Origin of the sequence: Archangium sp., assembly GCF_036277355.1 — a bacterium.
Taxonomy (GTDB): domain Bacteria; phylum Myxococcota; class Myxococcia; order Myxococcales; family Myxococcaceae; genus Archangium.
This window is the reverse complement of record NZ_DASUNC010000193.1, coordinates 136,179-149,834: the sequence shown is the minus strand read 5'-3', so window position 1 is coordinate 149,834 and position 13,656 is coordinate 136,179. Positions and strand designations below refer to the sequence as shown.

General features: G+C 69.3%; 14 protein-coding genes. 6 read left to right on the top strand and 8 right to left on the bottom strand.

What is annotated here, in order from left to right; genetic code table 11:
• Positions 1-88 precede the first annotated feature (88 nt).
• The 4 genes from VFZ09_RS47555 to VFZ09_RS47540 are packed head-to-tail and all read left to right on the top strand — an operon-like array spanning position 89 to position 2,921.
• Entirely contained in the window at positions 89-1,639 is a 1,551-nt protein-coding gene (locus tag VFZ09_RS47555) for a ChaN family lipoprotein (protein WP_329734481.1), read from the top strand.
• Positions 1,640-1,651: 12 nt separating this feature from the next.
• Entirely contained in the window at positions 1,652-1,867 is a 216-nt protein-coding gene (locus VFZ09_RS47550; protein WP_329734480.1) for a hypothetical protein, read from the top strand.
• Entirely contained in the window at positions 1,864-2,376 is a 513-nt protein-coding gene (locus VFZ09_RS47545; RefSeq protein WP_329734479.1) for a hypothetical protein, read from the top strand. Before VFZ09_RS47550 ends, VFZ09_RS47545 begins: the two co-directional genes overlap by 4 nt.
• 17 nt (positions 2,377-2,393) lie before the next feature.
• Positions 2,394-2,921 carry a hypothetical protein gene (locus tag VFZ09_RS47540; protein ID WP_329734478.1) on the top strand — a complete coding sequence of 176 codons (528 nt, stop codon included), beginning with the start codon at positions 2,394-2,396 and terminating at the stop codon, positions 2,919-2,921.
• 22 nt (positions 2,922-2,943) lie between these two features.
• On the opposite strand, the gene VFZ09_RS47535 is transcribed toward VFZ09_RS47540, so the two are convergent.
• The 7 genes from VFZ09_RS47535 to VFZ09_RS47505 form a co-directional block, all read right to left on the bottom strand.
• Positions 2,944-4,278 carry a hypothetical protein gene (locus tag VFZ09_RS47535; protein ID WP_329734477.1) on the bottom strand — a complete coding sequence of 445 codons (1,335 nt, stop codon included), beginning with the start codon at positions 4,276-4,278 and terminating at the stop codon, positions 2,944-2,946.
• A 24-nt stretch (positions 4,279-4,302) separates the two neighbouring features.
• Positions 4,303-5,364 (bottom strand): hypothetical protein, encoded by a 1,062-nt coding sequence (locus tag VFZ09_RS47530; RefSeq protein WP_329734476.1) that lies wholly within the window; start codon positions 5,362-5,364, stop codon positions 4,303-4,305.
• A gap of 133 nt (positions 5,365-5,497) precedes the next feature.
• Positions 5,498-5,911 (bottom strand): hypothetical protein, encoded by a 414-nt coding sequence (locus VFZ09_RS47525; protein ID WP_329734475.1) that lies wholly within the window; start codon positions 5,909-5,911, stop codon positions 5,498-5,500.
• A gap of 7 nt (positions 5,912-5,918) precedes the next feature.
• Positions 5,919-7,139: a hypothetical protein gene (locus VFZ09_RS47520; RefSeq protein ID WP_329734474.1), complete on the bottom strand. Its 1,221-nt coding sequence runs from the start codon at positions 7,137-7,139 to the stop codon at positions 5,919-5,921.
• A gap of 25 nt (positions 7,140-7,164) precedes the next feature.
• Entirely contained in the window at positions 7,165-7,761 is a 597-nt protein-coding gene (locus VFZ09_RS47515; protein WP_329734473.1) for a hypothetical protein, read from the bottom strand.
• Positions 7,762-7,929: 168 nt separating this feature from the next.
• Entirely contained in the window at positions 7,930-9,783 is a 1,854-nt protein-coding gene (locus VFZ09_RS47510) for a two-component system sensor histidine kinase NtrB (protein ID WP_329734472.1), read from the bottom strand.
• Between the two features lie 234 nt (positions 9,784-10,017).
• A complete protein-coding gene (locus VFZ09_RS47505; RefSeq protein ID WP_329734471.1) occupies positions 10,018-10,281 on the bottom strand; it encodes a hypothetical protein in 264 nt (87 codons plus the stop codon).
• A 74-nt stretch (positions 10,282-10,355) separates the two neighbouring features.
• On the opposite strand from VFZ09_RS47505, the gene VFZ09_RS47500 reads away from it, so the two are divergent.
• Both VFZ09_RS47500 and VFZ09_RS47495 read left to right on the top strand, forming a co-directional pair.
• Positions 10,356-10,973, top strand: coding sequence for a cadmium resistance transporter (locus VFZ09_RS47500; protein ID WP_329734470.1), 618 nt, complete (start codon positions 10,356-10,358; stop codon positions 10,971-10,973).
• A 204-nt stretch (positions 10,974-11,177) separates the two neighbouring features.
• A complete protein-coding gene (locus VFZ09_RS47495; RefSeq protein ID WP_329734469.1) occupies positions 11,178-12,116 on the top strand; it encodes a hypothetical protein in 939 nt (312 codons plus the stop codon).
• Between the two features lie 50 nt (positions 12,117-12,166).
• Here the strand turns inward: VFZ09_RS47495 and VFZ09_RS47490 are convergent, their stop codons facing one another.
• Positions 12,167-13,621, bottom strand: a complete 1,455-nt coding sequence (locus tag VFZ09_RS47490) for an ELWxxDGT repeat protein (RefSeq protein WP_329734468.1) — start codon at positions 13,619-13,621, stop codon at positions 12,167-12,169.
• Between the last annotated feature and the right edge of the window lie 35 nt (positions 13,622-13,656).

The window sequence follows — 13,656 nt, the reverse complement described above, 5'->3', positions numbered from 1 at the left end:
TCCCGAGGGGTTCTGCCCGTCAAGGAAGGGGGATCGGGGGGGCTGAATTTTTGCCGGGCTGGCACTCGCGTGCGAGTTGTGATCGTCCATGCGCGCGTCGCTCGCCCTCCACTTCGCCTTGTTCCGCCGCCAGAAGGCCCAGATCGCCCGGGCCATCGAGGGGCAGTCCGCGACCTTCCGGGCCTATGAGGCCCGTTACCGTCGGCGCACGTCCGAGTACCGGCGGGTGCTGACGGCCTCGGCCGTGTCCCAGCGGGTGCAGGCGGCGGACGTGGTGTACGTGGGCGACTACCACACCCTGCCCCTGGCCCAGGAGACGTACCTGGAGCTGGTCGAGGGCGTGCGGGAGGCGGGCCGCCGCGTCGTGCTGGCGCTCGAGTGCGTCGAGGGCCGGCACCAGGCGGCGGTGGAGGCCTACCTCGCGGGCCGGCTGGCGGAGCGGGCCCTGCTCGCCCGGCTGGGCCAGGGCTCGAATCAGGGCTCGTGGTCGGGCCTGCGCTCGCTGCTGGTCTACGCGAAGCGTCATCGGCTGGAGGTGGTGGGCATCGATCGGCGCGCACAGGGCGAGCGCTCCCTGGAGCTGCGGGACGCGTACGCGGCGGAGCGGATCGCCCGGGCGGTGCGCGCGGAGGGCAAGCCGCGGGTGATGGTGCTGGTGGGTCAGTACCACGTGGCGCCCTGTCACCTGCCGGCGCAGGTGGAGCGGGCCCTGGGCGAGGCGCACGCGGCGCGCGGGCTGGTGGTGTACCAGAACGCCGAGGGCGTCTACTGGCGGCTGGCGCGCGAGGGCAAGGTGGGCATGTCGCCCGCGGTGGAGCTGCCGGACGGCGCGCTGTGCCTGCTGAATGCCTCGCCGGTGGTGTGCCAGCAGAGCTTCCTGGACTACCTGGAGGCGGAGTCGGGGGACTCGCCGCTGAGGGACCGGAGCGCGGCGGAGCGCTTCCGGGAGATGGCGAGCCTCATCGGCCGGCTGGCGGGAGTGCCGGTGGGCCGGTGGCTGGACGAGGTGGAGGTGGTGACGGCGGCGGACGAGGACGCGATGGGGCGCATCCAGCAGCGGGGCCGCTTCACACAGGGAGAGCTGCTGCAACTGCGGCGGCACATCCTGTCGCGGGAGAGCTGCTACATCCCCCGGGCGCGGACGGCGTACCTGGCGTCGTTGTCGCTGAACCACGCGGCCGAGGAGGCAGCGCACTTCGTGCGGCACTGCGCGGTGGGAGACGCGATGGAGGCGCCCCGGAGGGCGTCGGATGCCTTCTACGCACGGTGCCTGGAGGAGGCGCTGGGCTTCTTCGGCTCGAAGCTGGTGAATCCGCGGCGCACCTGCCTGGGGACGGGCGAGTGGGCGCTGCGCTTCGCCGGAGCACGAGGCGTGGAGCGGCAGATCGCCGCGTTCGTGCTGGCGCACAAGGCGGCGGAGGTGGAGGTGCCGGACGAGGCGGTGAAGCTGCTGCCCCTGCGCAAGGACCGGCTCTTCCACGGTGTCAGCCACGCGCTCGGCTACCTGCTGGGAGACGCGCTCTACCGCGACTTCGATGGCGGCCAGGTGGACCGGGCGGAGCTCCGGACGCTGTTCCGCGATCCCCTCGAGGACCCGAGAGCCACGTACTTCGACTGGGTCCGCCGCCTGTCCCGTTAAGGGACTACGACGATGACCAACACCACCGCCAAGGCCATCTCGGACCTGATGGTGTCAGTAGGTGCGCAGCTGAATGAGTCCATCCGCCTCGTGCAATCCACCGAGGACGATGTCGAGTTCAAGCGATACCGAGATTCGGTTTCCAAGATCATGACCACCATGCTCCTGGAAATCATGAACCCGCTCTACACAGAGCATCCCGAGCTGAAGCCGCCTGAACTCCGATGAAAGCCTGGCAACATCTCGACTTCGATGACCCGACGATCACCCCGTCCCTGGCGGTGCTCGAGACCCTGCAGCAGGAGGACCGCGAGCTGGTGCGCTACCGCATCCCCGAGGGCTTCTCTCCCTACGACGAGGCGGTGGCGGACGAGATCATCGAGCTGCAGCAGCGGGTGCTCGAGGCGCTCCGCAAGCTCGTTCCTCCGGAAGGGCGTCTCGCCGTCGTGGACCCCGAGGATCATCACCCTCCCCTGCTGTTCCACCCCCACGTGCGCTTCGAGGACGTGAGCCGTGAGCGGCTCTGGGGCTACAAGCACTACGTGATGCCCGCGTGGCGCGTGGGTCTGCTGCCCGATGGGGACAGCTGGTGCTTCGTCGGCTCCGACTTCGCCTGGGAGGCGCTCTACCTCGTCACGGGCCCCTCCGAACTCGTCATCCGGGGCTCCCGCCTGCTCTCCACGCTCGACCTGTCCTCGCTCCGGCTCCTCAGGCGCTTCGAGCGCCTCGAGCCCTGACGAAAGCGTTGGGGCCCATGGCCATCGAAAGAAACCTGGTACTGGCCGGCGAGGTCCTGGAGTTCGTGACGAAGGGCGGGCTCCTGTCGTTCTCGGGGAAATTGGACGGCGAGAAGGTGATGGTCGTCTCCAGGCTCGAAGACGCGCTCCAGTATGCGAAGAGCCAGGATCTTCCCGAGGACGTCTCGATCTGGGCCGCTCTCAGATCACACCAGTTCAGCGAATATCAGGACGTCACCAGCTCCCTTCCACCGGCTGAATACGGGGCGCTGCACAAGGAGCTGGACGTCCTCGAGGATCGCATCGTGCAGGCTGCATGGGACAGCCTGCTCGCTCGGGATGACCTCCAGGAGAGCACCGAGCTGGCGGAGGACATCGGGCCCGATCTGGCGCATGTGGCGGCCGCGCGGTTCCTCGGTGGCGGGAAGCTGAGCCCCTTCCTGGAGGAGCTCTTCTCGCTGTACCGCGCCGGAGGATGGCCCTGCGGGTACAAGGGCGAGTACCCACACGGGAAGTTCATCGTCTACTGGCGGAGCCCCCGTTAGGACTCGGGCGTGGGGAACACCCTCAATGGAAGATGGGCAGACCGCCCACGCACAGGGTGGCGTGGAACCTGCCCGTCCCGAGGGCGCCGTACTTGGCATTGCAGATCTCGAGCTGTCCGGTCAGCGCCGTCGAGCCCGGCGTGATGGCGCCATCCACGGCCATCCGGAAGCCCCACCCCACCACGTTCGCCTGGTCGTCGACGAAGGAGAGCTGGCCCGTGGCACTCCCGGCGGGAGCGGTCTGGTCGAAACGTGCCGTGAGGTACGCGTAACCGTTCCGCTTGCCGAAACAGCCGGGACACAGCGAGCAATAGTCATCCGGGCAGCGATCCGTCTCCTCGTACTGGTTGGTATGGACCAGCGTGTCGCAGAGCCGGGGATCGTTCGAGACGATGAGCTGGAACTGCGTGGTTCCCCTGATGGGCACGAAGGCCGCGGAGCTCCAGTCGATGGTCCTGGGGACCTCGCCCACGGAGACACTGCCTCGGGCCGTCCCGGGCTCCAGGCCCGTCGTGGGCGCATCCGGAACGGGCGGGCAGGCGGGCTCGAGCAGGCAGCTCGCACCGCACAGATCTCCATCCACGGTGTTGCCATCATCACACTGCTCACCCGCTTCGAGCCGGCCGTTGCCGCACCGGGGAAGACACGGGCCACATTCGAGCGTCCCGCCACAGCCATCGGAGATGACACCACAGGTGGCGCCCGAGGCGTCACACGTCGCCGGCCTGCAACCACAGACATTCGGCGTACCGCCGCCTCCGCAGGTCTCGGGAGCCGTGCACGTCCCGCAGTAGAGGGGCTCCCCACAGTCATTCAGCGTCGTCCCGCAGTTGGCTCCCTCGTCCGCACAGGTCGTCAGGTTGCAGCCACAGACGTTGGGGCGCCCGCCCACCCCACCGCCACACGTCCACGGCGGCGTACAGGAGCCACACTCGAGCACCCTGCCACAGCCATCCGGGAGCGAACCGCAGTTGGCTCCCACGCTCGCGCAGCTCACCGGGGTGCAACCACAGACGTTCGGCCGCCCTCCCCCGCCACACGTCTGGAGCCCGGTGCACGTGCCACAGTCCAGAGGCTCTCCACAGTTGTCGATGACGCCACAGTCCGCGCCGCGCTCGGCACAGCTCATCGGCGTGCAACCACAGACATTCGGTGTGCCAAAGCCACCGCACGTCTCCGGCGCCCTGCACGTCCCGCAGTCGAGCACGCCTCCGCATCCATCCGGCACCTCGCCGCAATTGGACCGGGCCTCGGTGCACGTCATCGGGGTGCACCGGGGCCAGGGAATGCAGAAGCACCCGGCACACGCGACGGCGAGGGCCACCGCGGCAAACGTCAGCAACGCTCGGACTGGCATGTCTCTCCCCCTCGATTCCAAGGACTACGGCGAGCCCGTGCCACCGTCCGTGCCCTCCGCGTGGACCACGCGGAAGCGCAGCGCCTGCGTGGGCAGGGGCTCCACGGCGCGCCGTCCCAGCGCATTGGGCACGAACCAGAAGCCCCCTTCATCGTTCACGGCCCATAGCTCGTACTCTCCCACGGGGATGGCTCCGAGCGTGGTCACCACCCGCCCCCGCCCCGGCTCCTGGGTGATGGCCTGGGCCAACGGCACGACGAAGAGCTGCAGCGCTCCGGCGGCGACGGTGACGCCCGGGTCCCCCTGCAGGCTCCCGAGGAAGGGCGTCACATCGGGCAGCAGCGGCACGAGCACCTGCGCGGGCCGGCCCTGGCTGTCGACGGGCACCGTCTGCCCGGGCCTCGGGACGAAGCGCAGGAAGAACTGGGGCCACACGTCCACCACGCCGTCCCCATTCACGTCATCCGCCGTCCCATCCCCATTGGCATCCGCGAGCCGGACGAAGAACCGGGGCGCGTCCCCGCGCAGCAGCCCGAAGCCCTCGCTCCGCACGTTGAGCGAGACGATGGCCGTGGCCGAGTCCGTCAGGGTGAACACCCCTTCCGTCCCCTGCTCCACCACCTGGAACGCGGGCAGCGGGCGGTGCACCCGGCGAGGCAGCGCGAGCTCCACCGGCAACGTCTGGCCCGGCTGCACGTTCAGCTCGACGGAGGACTCGGGGACCCAGTCCCCCGCCCCCGGTTGCGCGAGCACGTCCACGGTGAGGTCCGCGTCGCCATTGGCATCGAGGAAGCCCCACAGCCGGTACACATCGGGGCCCACGCCCGAGAACCCGAAGCGCGCGTCCCCGGCGGCGAGGCGCACCTCGGGAACGGCGGCCACGTACCTCGGAGGGCCCCGCTGCTCGGGAGGCGCCTCGTCCGGAGCGAAGAGGAACAGGAACGCATTGCCCACGGGAGGGCCGGCCAGCGTCACGCGGCCCTCGACACGGGCTTCGCGCCGGGGCTCCGAGGAAGGAGGCACGGAACAGCCGGCGAGCACGAGCCCGAGGGCCGGAGCGAGGGCGCGAAGGACGAGGGGAGACACGGCGCCACTCTACCCGTCCGGGGGTGTTCCCGGCGCTGGCAAGGTGGCGCACGGCGGCGCTCTGGGGGCAACACGGAAGCGGTGATGGACCGGGTGATGACGTACGCGGAGCCCGCCGGCCAGGTGCTCGCGCTCAGGCCCTCCTGGGCCCTTGGGGGCCACGGGAGGGCTCGCCACCCGAGCGTCTCGAGGCGAGAAAGGGGGGCACCAGCGAGGAGAGCGCCACGAGCAGGGCGACATAGGCAAACGGGTTGCCGAGAGTGGCGAGGATGTAGCCCACGCCCACCAGGACCATGAAGCCCCCCGCGCTCGACACCACCGTCCGCGCCCAGCGCTCGGCGCGCCCCAGCCCCGAAGCACCCTGGAGCATCAGCCACCCCGCCAGGAGCACCGCCACCGCGGTGACGATGTCCGCCATGATCAAGGCCGCGGCATCCTCCCGAGGGAGCGGCGCGACGGCCCTCACGCCATCGGGTACGGCCAGGGCCAGGTGCGCCAGCCCCAGCAGGATGATCAGGCCACCGGACACCCGCGCCCACCGGCTCATGAGGCGCTCACCGGCTGCCAAACGTCACCTCCGGGTACTCCTCGGAGGGCCCTCGCAGCAGCGGGCTCGGAAGGCCCCGCAGGTGCTGCTCGAAGAGGGCCCGCACGTAGGCCCGGGAGATCTGGATGACACGCACCGGATCGATGGACCCCAGAGGCGCCACCTGGCCCGCGGCCTCCCTCCCGAGGAAATGGGTGAGGATCGGTCCCGCGTCCGAGAAGTTGAGGTGGGCGGCGTCCGAGACCTCCACCTCGTAGCCGGCCCCCTTCAACGACTCGTAGGTGAGGTTCAGCCCGGGAGAGCCCTGGCGCAGATCGGGGGTGCTCAGCAGCATGAACGGCTGTTCGATGGAGCGCTCGGGCGGCCCCTGGAGGTACCCATCGATGTTGATGCCAGCGTCGAACCGCGGGTCGCGGCCGAGCGCCCGGATGGACGAGGCTCCTCCCATGGAGTGGCCGAAGACGCCGGCACTCGCCACCTCGAGCCGGCCCGCGAACCACCCGCCCGGCGCCCCCGCGTTCCACTTCTCGAGCTCGCTGAGCACGAACGAGTCATCGTCCGCCATCACCCGCTCATAGGCGGACAGCAGCGCGCTGAGCGTGGTGATGCTGGCCAGTTGCCTCCCCCGGTTGAAGGGCGTCGACTCCGGGAGCACGCTCAATGCGAGATCCTTCTCCAGGGGCACCTCCCGCCCGTCCGGGAACACCGTCAGCGTGGCGATGAAGGTGTGGTCGATGCCGACGACCACGTAGCCGTGACTGGCCAGGTCCTCCAGCAGGACCGTGTACAGCTCCGCGTTCATGCCAAAGCCGGGAGAGAAGAGCACCACGGGGAAGGCGTCCCGCGCCGGGGAGAGGGGCGCATCGGCGAAGGCATTCGTCCGGATGAGCGGAACGAGCTCCGGGGGAAACCCCAGCACCTCCATGATGCGCGGCGAGATGTACGGCGCGAGCGGAGCCCCGGCTGGGGGCTCGCAGGGGTACCAGATGTGGATGGACAGCTCGCGCCGGTCCTCGGGCTCACCGGGGAAGAGCCCTCCCCGCGAGAAGTCCACCAGCGAGGTGACGCGCTTGCCCACCGGATGGGGGCCGGTAGGCGCCGGGAGCTGGATCGGCTCAGTCGTGATGGGCCCGGGGATGGGCGCGGGTGCGGGCGGCGCGTCCTCACAACCCACCAGCAGGAGTGCCAGGGCCCAGAGCCCTACCCCCACGAGGAATCTCGAGTGCATGCTCTTCTCCCTGTCCTGACGTGGCTCACAGCCGGAAGGCGATACCGAGGCTGGGCTGCCACCCTGGGAAGCCATTGCCCGTGCCGTAGGCGACCTGGGCCCGCAGGCCGAGGCCGTTCTCGAAGGTGTACCGAAGCCCCACCACGCCCCGGAGCTCCAGGTAGCGCCCCGTCTCCGAGATGCGCGTGAAGAAGGGCGTCTCGAGCTCGGTCTGCATGCGGGTCATCCCGAAGAAGACACCTCCTCCGAAGTAGGGGGTGAAGCCCCGCTTGCCCAGCACATCCAGGGTGAGCTGGTAGCCGGCGGCCAGGATGTGCTGCCTCAGCACGAGCTCGTTGCCCGCGGCGAGCCCTCGTCCCTCGAGCACCGAGAGGAAGACGCTGAACTGATGGTTGAAGTGCGTTCCGAATTCGTAGCCCAGCTCGAGCGACGGACCCTGGAAGCCATTGAATGGCACCAATTGCGTCTCGAGGTATCCCGAGCGCGTGAGCGTCGCGCCGCCCAGGATGACGGGGCCCGAGGGGAGCGCTCGCGCGCGGGTGCTCCACAGCAGGGCGATGAGCACGAGGAGGCTCGGAAGCCAGGGCTTCCAGAGCTGGATGGACCTCGAGGATGCACGCATCACGACCTCCACACGAGGGGAAGGCTTCGGGCGAGATGTCGGGTGTTTTCCGAGGCGGAGATCGTGCCCGCGCCAGGGCCTTCTGCCAACGGCCCGGACGTGCAGTCCGTCGTGAGGTGCTTCACACTGGCCAGGGCGGCAGGAGGAGCCGTCCGCTCCATGGGAGCGTCATGGCGCGGCCCCCACCGGCTCGCTGGCCTCCTGGAGCGCCAGCGGTAGCTCCAGGGTGAAGGTGGCGCCCTGGTCCGGCCCCGGGCTGGTGCAGGACAGCCGGCCCTTCAACTCCGTGGCGGCCAGGGCGCTGATGTGCAGACCGAAGCCGTGGCCGGTCTTCTTCGTGGTGAAGCCCTGGGAGAACAGGCGCCGCTGGTTCTCCGGGGTGATGCCCATGCCGTTGTCCTCCACCTCGATGCGCAGCCACTGGCCGCCAGGGGCGAGCCGCACCCGGATGCAGAGCCGCTTCTCTGCTCTCGAGCCCGCCACCAACGCGTGCCGGGCATTGCTCAGCAGGTTGATCAGGATCTGCAGCAGCTTGTGCCTGTCCATGACGAGGGGAGGCACCTCGGCGTAGTCGCGCTCGAGGCGGATACCCAGGCGCTCGAAGGAGACCGCGTGCAGGCGCAGCGCCTCGTCGATGAGCCGGGGCACGGCCACCTGCTCCACGGTTCCCACGGTGCGCGCGTGCTTCTGCTGCATGTTGACGATGGACTTGAGGTGCTCGACCGCCTCGTTGAGCGAGGACATCTCCTTCACCAGGGAGTCCTGCTCCTGGAGCAGCCGCTGGGAGAGGGCCTGGAGATACTCCGGGAGCTGCTTCCCCAGCGGATCTCCCGCCAGGAAACGGGGGAGCTCCGCGGAGTGCTGGTGGAGCAGCGCGGCGGCCTTGGCCAGCCCGGACACGTGCAGCTTGCGCAACCCATCGGTGACGAGACTGGCCGAGACGTTGACGCTGTTGAGGGTGTTGCCCACGTTGTGGAGCACGCCGGTGGCCACCTCCGCCATGCCCGCCTGCCGGGAGACATCCACCAGGGTGCTGTGCATCTCTCCCAGCCGGGCCTCGGCCTGCTTGCGGACGGTGATGTCCCGGGCGAAGAGGGTGATGCCCTCGGGCCGCCCGCTCTCGCCGGGAATGGGGCCGAGGGAGAGCTCCTGCACGACGGGCGCGCCGTCCCACGTGTACTCCAGCTCGAACTGCAGGCGCTGTCCCTGGAGCACCTGGCGGAAGCGCTCGTCCCACGCTTCCTTGACGCGGGGCTCCACCTCCGCGAACAGGGGCTGGCCCGGGGCCAGGTCCTTGCCGAAGTACCGGGCGAAGGCCCGCTTCATGGCGGTGTTGGCCACGAGCAGGCGCCCCTCGGCATCCAGCGAGCACACCAGGTCATCGGTGTTCTCGAAGAGGCTGCTGAGCTTGCGCTCGCTGTCGCGCAACGTCTTCAAGGCCTGCTCCAGCTTCAGCTGGATCTCATCGCGAGCGGTGCTGTGCAGCGTGCCCAGGACCCAGATGCCCAGCACGGCGATGATGGCGCCGATGTGCATGGCCCACAGCAGCTCGGCGGGGATGGTGAGCACCGAAACTCCGGTGCGGGTGAGAAGGAAGGGGCGGATGAGCCCCAGCATGACGGCCATGAAGAGGGTGATGGCCAGGCCCAGGCGGGGCCCCATCAGGTACACCGCGAACGCGGGCAGCAGCGTGGTCACCGCGTGCGCACTGGCGAAGGGGTCCCCATAGAGGATGGCGATGATGACGAACCCCACGGTCAAGCTCACGCAGAAGAAGAAGATCGCGGCGGTGGGCGACGCCTTCCGGCGCAGCAGGAACAGCGTGCCCGGCACGATCAAGCCCGTGAGGAGGAGGGGTGCTCTCGAGACCTCGGTGTTGGGCGCCAGCATGCCCTCGAACAGATTCAGCACGCCGAAGAGCAGGCAGAAGAGCGTGCTGCCGACCAGCACCCGATAGCGGAGGAGGTCCGAGGGCGCGGCCCCGCGCAGAGGCTCGGAGAGGAACGAGTCCAGCCAGGCCATCCACCACATCCCCCACCTCCGGCGCGTCCCCACGGGGTGCCACGGCTGGAGGGAGGGAGGCGAGGACGGCGGGGTCACATCGGAAAGGTTGCTCGCCATGTGGGGACCCTTGTCTGGAAAGGGGGCAGGAGCGTCGATGACGCCCCTGACCCGATTCTAGACGTCGCGGCCCCCTCCACGCTCGGCTGCTCACCCTCTACGAGGTGGAGACAAGGGAGACCCACCTCGCCCATCTCAGAGAACCTTCGGGCAGCGCGTGACGGCCATGCACTGCCAGAGACAGCCCTCGATGCCGCAGGGATAGCAGCACACCTCTCCCGTCGCGCAGCTCCCGTAGCTCTCTCCACAGGTGCTCATGGCCCCTACGTTGGCTGGCACCGGGGTGACCTCCTCCGAGACCGCCGCCTGGGACGGAGCGGCCGGGCCGTCTCCTTCCTCCACGGGGCCACCACACGCCACGGTGAACAGGGTTGCCAGGAACAAGACCGTACCGCGCATCGAACGAGCTCCGAGCCGTGCCATGCTGCCTCCAGAATTGGGTTCACTCGGAGTGTACTCCATTTTCATCCCGCATGGCGGCCTCGCTCACGCTCATCGGCATCAGCACCACGGTCTTCGTCTCGACGAACATCGACGACATCTTCCTGCTCGCGGCGTTCTTCGCCGATCCGCACCTGAGGGCACGCGCCGTCGTCGCCGGCCAGTTCCTCGGCATCGGGGTGCTGGTGCTCGTCAGCGTGCTGGCCTCCGTCGCCGCACTGGCCATTCCGGAGGGGTACACCGCGCTCCTGGGCGCCGTGCCACTCATTCTGGGCGTGCGCAAGCTCCGCGAGCTGATACGGGCCCGAGGGGCCAGCGCCACGGAGGAGGCGCAGGCCGAGGCCGCGGAGCAGCGCATGGAGCGCCGGACTCATTCCCAGGTGCTGGCCGTCGCGGGGGTGACGGTGGCGAATGGGGGCGACAACCTCGGCGTGTACATCCCCCTCTTCGCGAGCGATCCGCGAGCCATCCCCGGACATGTGGTGGTCTTCGCCGTCATGACAGCGCTCTGGTGTCTCGCCGGATACTCGCTCGTCAAGAACCGCCTGCTGGGTGAGCCCATCAAGCGGTACGGGCACCTCGTGCTCCCCTTCGTGCTCATCGGCCTCGGGCTCTACATCCTGGCGGGGGCACGCGTACTCCTCGGATAGGTGAGGCAAGGGCATCACGCTCCTGCTCGCTCGCCAACAAGCGCCGGGAGCCGCGCGTGCCCGAGACGTGTCTTGGTGACATCCTCGAGCCTCTCCACGCGCCAGGAATTCGCCACGAGACAGGAGGCCTGCATGCCGGAGCCGCGTCATGGGGAGGGACACCGGGTTCCGGGACAGCCGAGGGAGGAGCTCCTCTCGCTGCTCTTGCGCTCACCTCTCGCCCTTTCAGTGCTCTGCCCCGGGGTCTTCCTGGCCTCGCTGCTCCTGCTGCAGTCCCCTGGCCGCGTGGGCGACGCCTTCTTGCACTCCTCGAGGACATGGCTCCTCCATGGGCTCGCCGCGCTCCTCCCCGTGATCTATGTGGTCACGCTCCTGGCGGCCCTGGGCAGCCCCCATCCTGTCCGGGCCGGCACGCCCACTCAGCGCGGAGCCGTGGTCTTCTGCACGGTGCTGTTCTTTGTCCTGGGCGCCCTGCCAGCCATCGTCGTGCCCCTCAATTCCCCGCTCGTGGAGGTGTTCCCCGTGGATGTGGATTCCCTTGCCGAGATGCCGGGCGCGCGCGTGAAGCTCGCGCTCCTGGGCATCCTGGGAGCGGCGGTGGCCATTCCGCATGTCTCCCACTGCTTTGGCATTCACGTCCAGCTCATTGGCTCCAGGGCGGAGCCCCACGAGGCCCCCGGAGTGCTCGACACCCGGGAGCTCCAGGCGGCCGTGCTGCGGTATCAGCAACTCCGGTCGCAGCTGAGGAGGTCACTCGACCTCATCGCCGCGAGCATCGGCACCAACGTCCTGGCCTTGGGGGCGATGCGCAACGTCGTGCTCGATGCCCTGCCCGCTCGACACGTCTCGTTCGATGCTTCATTCCTGGTGGCCATTGGCGTCTATCTCACTGGACTGCTCGCCAGTATCTACCTGCCGGCCCGCCAGACCCTGAACGCCGCTGGCGAGGCGCTCTCGGGCCGGATCCTCCAGAGTTCCCTCGGACCCCACGCGACCTGGAAGAACTGGACCGAGGAGCGCCAGGCCGTGCGCGCCTATCTCGGACTGCGCGACTCGGTGCTCAAGGAGCTTCAGGACGGCATCACGGTCCTGTCCCCCCTCGTGGCGAGCATCTCCTCGCTGCTCCTCGGCCATGGGCGCTGAGCGCCACGGGTTCGAATCCCGTCGGGGATACCGCGCCCCACGCCGGTGACTCAGCGGGGCGGGCAGTACGAGCCCGTCTTCATGGACCAGAGCGCGTTGTCGGGAGTCTCGCCGGTCGCGGTGAGGAAATAGACGAAGCTCCCCGCGCGGACGAAGGACCCGGCCGGTGCGTCGAAGAGTCCCACGCCGGGCTCTATCGGCGCCGAGCCACCACCGGGAATGATATCCGCCACCCGCCGGGGCCGGCCCTCGAATACCTTCCAGGGCTCGCTCCCGTGCACGCCGTCATCCGCCACGAAGTAGAGCTTCCCGTTGGCCGTCGCGAGCCCATAGGGGAACGAGGACGGCGCTCCTGGCTGGAGGTCGATGAAGAGCCGGGTACCGGCGGCCGTGCCATCCGTCACCCACAATTCGCGGCCGTGCACGCCGTCATCCGCCACGAAGTAGAGCCTGTCCCCGAGGACCGTCATGTTCGTCGGGAGCGAGCCCGCCGATTCCCCGGGCCGGATGTCCACGAACGGGTGGGTGCCCGCGGGCGTGCCATCGCTCACCCACGGCTCGAAGCCCCGCGGCCCGTCCTCGGCGCCGGCGGTGAAGAAGAGCCGCCCGTCGAAGGCCGTGAGCCCGAAGGGCGGACCGAACAGCCCGAAGTTCCGCAGCAGGACGGCGCTCCCCGGCGCGCCATCGCTGCTCCACAGGTGGGAGGGCTCCCCCGGCGCCAGCTCGTCGGTGAAGAAGAAGACCTTGTCACCGACCGCGGTCAATTGGGTGATGCCGATGCCGCCCCTCGAGGCCTGGAAGAGCTCCACCAGGGCTCCCGAGCGGGTGAGCCGGAACACCCGGGGCCTGCCCGGGTCCCCCACCCGCTCCGCGACGAAGACGAGATCTCCGCGCTCCGTCTCCACGCTGCGCGAGGGGAAGCGGTCGATGGCGAGCGCGGGAGGCGTGCCCAGGATGCGGCGGCTCCCCGCGACCGTGCCGTCGGTGAGCCACAGCTCGTCCCCACTTCCGGGCACGGGCCGGATGACGAGCAGCCGGCCCCGATACTCCCTCAGGTGATGGGCATTCGTGAGCCGAGGCACGTCCACCGGGTGCGTACCGGACGCGGTCCCGTCGCTCCTCCAGAGAACGCCGTTGGAGGAGAAGAAGAGGAGCCCCCGGGCTTCCGTGAGTGCCCGCGGGCCCTCGGGGGCGGTGATGGGCGCGATGACCTTGACCCTGACCGTGCCGGACGTCGTCCCGTCGCTCTTCCAGAGCGACCAGTCCGTGAAGCCCGCGACGATGAAGAAGAGCTGGTCCCCCACGGCGACCATTCCCTCCGGCCCCCGGATGCGTGTGATCTCCAGAAGCCGCGTGGCCGGAACGCAGTCAGCCGCCGCCAGCGCCTCGTCCACCTCCATCACCCTGTCCGAGGACGGTTGCTCCCTGTCCTCGGAAGACACTCCGCAGTGGGTGAGGCTCAACGCCAGCAACAGCATCGACAGCCGTCTGGCTCCCGGTCTCATGGTCTTCCCCTCCCCGAGGCCACTGAATGCCCCGG